Source organism: Prosthecobacter sp. (assembly GCF_020439865.1).
GTDB lineage: Bacteria > Verrucomicrobiota > Verrucomicrobiia > Verrucomicrobiales > Verrucomicrobiaceae > Prosthecobacter.
In genome coordinates, this window is record NZ_JAGRPF010000188.1 from 1 (window position 1) to 1505 (window position 1505).

Consider the following 1505-nt stretch of genomic DNA (forward strand, 5'->3'; position numbering starts at 1 on the left):
AGCACGACGCATGGTCCTTGTATCTGGAACCGCGCGACTTGCGCAGCAGTTTCCCCGAGTGGCTGAAGAATTGGTCTGGCGATGGCATTCTCTCCCGCACCCTCGACGACAAAATGCTTCGCCAGCTCAAGGCCACTCGGCTTCCGGTGGTTGAAATGCGCACCTCGGTACTGGCGCATTCCTTCCCATTTGTCGGCATCGACAACAGTGCCGTCGGCGCGCGTGTCGCCCAGCATTTCCGCAATCGTGGCTTTCATCGTTTTGCCTGCGTGCAGGACATGAGCGAGGCGTTTTTCGTCGAACGCAGAGAGCGTTTCTGCGAAGCCGTTCGTGGATTTGGGTTTGAGTCTCCCGTGTTTCAGCCGAAAGGCGCGAACTGGGAGCAGCATCAAAACGATCTAGTAACGTGGTTGAGCGAGTTGCCAAAGCCTGTCGGTGTTTTTGCGGTGAATGATCAGCTCGGTTTCTGGGTGCTTGATGCGGCTCGGCGCGCGGGAATCGCGGTTCCAGAGGAGTTGGCGGTCGTAGGAGCTGAAAATGACAACATGCTTTGCGAGACTGCATCTCCTCCTCTTTCCAGCGTGCGGTTGCGCGGTCGGGCGGTCGGCCATGATGCGGCGCGTGTTCTCGACGAGTGGATGAGAAAGGTTCGGATTCCTGTTCCAGGCGAGCAGCATCTGCACGCTCCGGGTGAAATTGTCACCCGGCAGTCCAGTGACATTGTTGCCGTGGAAGACCCCCGAATCGCTACAGCCCTGAGGTTCATTCGTCAAAAAGCCACCGAGCAGATCGATGTCTCGGCCGTGGCCCGCGAAGCGGCACTCTCCCGAACGGTCCTTGAACGACGAATGAAGGCGCTGATCGGTCGCAGTCCGGGCGAAGAGATCAATCGCATGCGTTTTGCCGCCGTGGAAAAGCTGCTAAGCCAGACGGAGCTCACGCTGGATGCCATCGCCGCTCGCTGTGGCTTCGCGCATCCGCAGTACATGGCGGAGGCTTTCCGTAAACGGCACGGAATCACTCCCGGCGAGTTCCGGAAAAGGAGGGTGGTTTGATCGGAACCTTTGGTTTATTGCGAAATGCCGGTGTCTTGACAGGCATACACTGGGTGAGCCGTGGGACGTTCCGCTGTTTCTGTTGTTTCCTTTGTTTGCTGGTTTGATAAGGAATGCGTTCGCCCTGCATGAACCTCAAATCTCTAGCCCAGCATCTCGGCATCTCCGCCAGCACGGTTTCGCGTGTGCTCTCGGGACGTGGTGACGAGTTTCGCATCGCGAAGGACACGCAGAAGCGCATCCTCGATGAAGCCGCCGCGATGGGCGTGCGACCGGATGAGCTCGCGCGCAGCCTGCGCCTGCAGAGCACGCGCACTCTGGGCGTGATCATCCCCGACATCTCCAATCCGTTTTTCGCCGCGCTCGCCCGTGCGGTGGAGCGCTCCGCCCGTGCCCAAGGCTACACCGTGCTGCTGGCCGACTCGCAGGAGTCCGCCGAAGTGGAGGCGG

At 59.7% G+C, this 1505-nt stretch carries 2 protein-coding genes; both read left to right on the forward strand.

The genetic code is table 11. From position 1 onward, the window contains the following. The coding region (locus KDL09_RS20915; protein WP_294389432.1) for a DNA-binding transcriptional regulator at positions 1–1055 on the forward strand (1055 nt) is incomplete at its 5' end. A gap of 128 nt (positions 1056–1183) precedes the next feature. Next, a partial coding sequence (locus tag KDL09_RS20920) for a LacI family DNA-binding transcriptional regulator (RefSeq protein ID WP_294389433.1) occupies positions 1184–1505 on the forward strand: 322 nt, incomplete at its 3' end.